The sequence below is a fragment of the Marivita sp. genome (assembly GCF_051859345.1).
In the GTDB taxonomy this organism is placed as follows: Bacteria; Pseudomonadota; Alphaproteobacteria; order Rhodobacterales; family Rhodobacteraceae; genus Marivita.
Genome location: NZ_JBHYFV010000091.1, coordinates 1 through 3,209 on the forward strand (window position 1 = coordinate 1; position 3,209 = coordinate 3,209).

The 3,209-nt window shown below is 61.4% G+C and carries 2 protein-coding genes; one reads left to right on the top strand and one right to left on the bottom strand.

What is annotated here, in order from left to right; genetic code table 11:
- Positions 1-619: 619 nt before the first annotated feature.
- Entirely contained in the window at positions 620-2,323 is a 1,704-nt protein-coding gene (ade, locus tag ACTIEN_RS22045) for an adenine deaminase (protein WP_439525286.1), read from the top strand.
- On the opposite strand, the gene ACTIEN_RS22050 is transcribed toward ade, so the two are convergent.
- Complete coding sequence (locus ACTIEN_RS22050; RefSeq protein WP_439525287.1) at positions 2,320-3,195, bottom strand: LysR family transcriptional regulator; 876 nt, start codon at positions 3,193-3,195, stop codon at positions 2,320-2,322. The genes ade and ACTIEN_RS22050 overlap by 4 nt on opposite strands.
- Positions 3,196-3,209 lie beyond the last annotated feature (14 nt).

The window sequence follows — 3,209 nt, forward strand, 5'->3', positions numbered from 1 at the left end:
GCCCAGAACCCTTCCGGATCAGACACAGACCGCGCATACATCTCCTCGTACCGCGCAGCGTCAATATGGGCGTTTGACGTAAATTCGGCTATTGGCGGATGGACAGGTGTGCCTTCATCGCTTGTGGTTAGGTCATTCATCGGTTCGATCTCCCTCACACCGCCCGATCCTCCTCGGGCGCTTCTGACTGCGATCACAGACGTGTTATCGCGACTTGTGGCGGATCATACGCGATGGTGAAAACAATGAAATAACTAAATAAAAAACAGTAAGTTAGATGTAAATAATTTTCACTATGGCTGGAAAAAATGTAAACAAATTTACGAGACGTTACGTAACCTGCTCAAAAACCTCGCATCTTTCAGGAAGCAAAATGAAAGCCGTTTGCGGTAACAGGGACCTGTGGACGCGGACAGACAGGGATGTCTTCGGGTGTGACAAATTGATCCGGTATGCCGTTGTATGCCATTAACGGGTGCGCAGTTTTCAATCACGTCGACCCGTTCCTTGTGAGACGGACAAAAATACGATGCTGAGTCGTCAGCGCTAAAGAATCCGGGCTTGGTTGTCCCGCACGCGCTGGCATAGACTGTCCAGAACCAAGCAGGAGCACCCCGCCATGTCAGAGCCAAACCAATTGGCCCGCCGTATCGCAGTTGGTCGCGGCGACGCGCCTTCCGATCTTGTCCTGCGCGGCGCAAAGACGCTCGATCTCGTCACCGGAGACCTGTTGGAAGGCGATGTGGCGATTGTTGGCGGCGTGATCGCGGGCACCTGCGGCCAGTATGATGGGGCCGAGATCCGCGACATGACCGGACTCACGCTTGTGCCCGGTTTCATCGACACGCATCTGCATATCGAAAGCTCCCTCGTCACGCCCTTCGAATTCGACCGCTGCGTGGCGCCCCACGGCGTCACCACCGCGATCTGCGACCCGCACGAGATCGCCAACGTGATCGGTGCGGCAGGCATCCGCTATTTCCAGGAGGCAAGCTGCCACACGCTGATGGACATTCGCGTGCAGCTGTCCTCTTGCGTGCCGTCCACCCATATGGAGACCGCCGGGGCCGAATTGCTGGCAGTCGATCTGGCGCCGCTCATGGGGCATCCTTCGGGCATCGGGCTGGCCGAATTCATGAACTACCCCGGTGTGATCCACCGCGATCCTCAGGTGATGGAGAAACTGCACCTGTTCGAGGGTGGCCATATCGACGGCCATTGCCCGCAGCTGCGCGGCATGGACCTTAACGCCTATATCGCCGCCGGAATTTCGACCGAGCACGAGGCAACGACCGCCGACGAGGCGCGTGAGAAACTGCAAAAGGGCATGCGCGTGCTGATCCGCGAGGGGTCGGTGTCAAAGGATTTGCACGCCCTGCAACCGCTGCTGACCGAACGCACCGCGCCCTATATGTGCCTGTGCACGGATGACCGGAACCCGCTGGACATCGCGGAGGAGGGGCATCTGGATTACATGATCCGCACCCTGATCGCCTTGGGCACGCCGCCGCTGGTCGCCTATCGCGCCGCATCCCTTTCGGGGGCCGAGGCGTTCGGGCTCAAGGATCGCGGTCTGATCGCGCCGGGCAAGCGGGCGGATATCGTGGCGGTTCGGTCGCTCGAGGCGTGCGATGTGCAAGCGGTGTTCTGCGCCGGGGTAGAGGCCACGGCAGAGAATTTTGCCAAACGGTCAAAAATCGACACGGTTGGCACGGGCTCGGTCCATGCGCCGCACCTGAGCGCGGAGGATTTCCGGGCCAAGGCGAACCGGGGCGAGACGGACGTGATCGGGATTGTTGAGGGCAAGATCATTACCGAACACCTGCGCGAGGTGATCGCGGTAGAAGATGGCGACAAGCGCCCCGATCCCGCCCGTGACCTGATCCGCATCGCGGTGGTTGAACGGCACTGCAAGAACGGCAACATCGCCACGGGTTTTGTGCGCGGCTTTGGCCTGCAACGCGGGGCGATTGCGTCGACCGTCTGCCACGATCACCACAACATCGCCTGCGTCGGGGTGGAGTACGCCGACATGGCGCTGGCCGCGAACCGGTTGTCCGAGATCGAAGGCGGTTTCGTCGTGGCGGCCGGGGGCGAGGTGCTGGCTGAATTGGCGTTGCCCGTCGCCGGGTTGATGAGCCTTGAGCCCTTTGAAGAGGTGCATGACCGGCTGGTCGATCTGCGCCGCGCTGCGAAGGGCCTGGGCGTCACCCTGAACGAGCCGTTCCTGCAACTTGCGTTCCTCGCCCTGCCAGTCATTCCGGCGCTCAAGATCACGGATCGGGGCATGGTCGATGTGACCAGGTTCGAGATCATTCCTTAACGGCCCGCGACCTCCAGCAGTTCTTTGAGAAGCGGATTCGGATACCTGCGGTCCAGCGTCACCGCATAGAAAAGCTCATGCAGATCCAGCATCGCCGCCTGCACCAGATCGCCGCGTGCCAGTTCGTCCTGCACGACGATGGGCGGCACCACGGCCAATCCTGTGCCGCGCAAGGCGAGAAGGCGGATCATGGCCATATCATCGACCTCTGCGGCGATGGTGGGCTTGACGCGCACACGCGACAGGAGCGTGTCAAAGGCGTTGCGGATCTGGGTGTCACGGGTGGGCAGGATCAGCGGGTGATCGGCCACGAGGTCTTCGAACGGGCGGTTGCCCTGCACCCGGTCGGCTGTGCCGAAGAGGCCCACGGTCTGGTCCGCCAGTTTTTGCGTCAGGTAGGGGCTGATCGCGTCGCGGGCGGGGGGCGTGTTGGTCAGCACCACGTCAAGGTTGAGCGCGTCGAGGGCGGCGTAGAGTTCGGCGGCGCTGCCCGAGCGCAGGATCACTTCGACATCGGGTTTGCCAAGAACTGGCTCCAGGAACGTGATCTGGAAATTGCGCGACAGGGTCGACAGCGCGCCGACCCGCAAAGCGCGGGCAGGGCGGGCGGTTTCGCGCAACGTGTCGAGCAGTTCTTCTCCGGCGGCAAAGATCGTGTCGGCGTGATCCAGCGCGATGCGGCCCGCCTCGGTCAGGTGCAGGGCGCGGCCCCGGCGTTCGAACAGGGTCTGCCCGATCCGTTCTTCCAACTGTTTGATTTGCGATGACAAAGCCGATTGCGACAGGTTCAGCCGCTCGGCCGTTCGGGTCAGGTTGCCGTCATGGGCGACGGCCCAGAAGTAGCGCAGGTGGTGGTAATTCAGGTCTGACATTCGTTCTGTTTAAG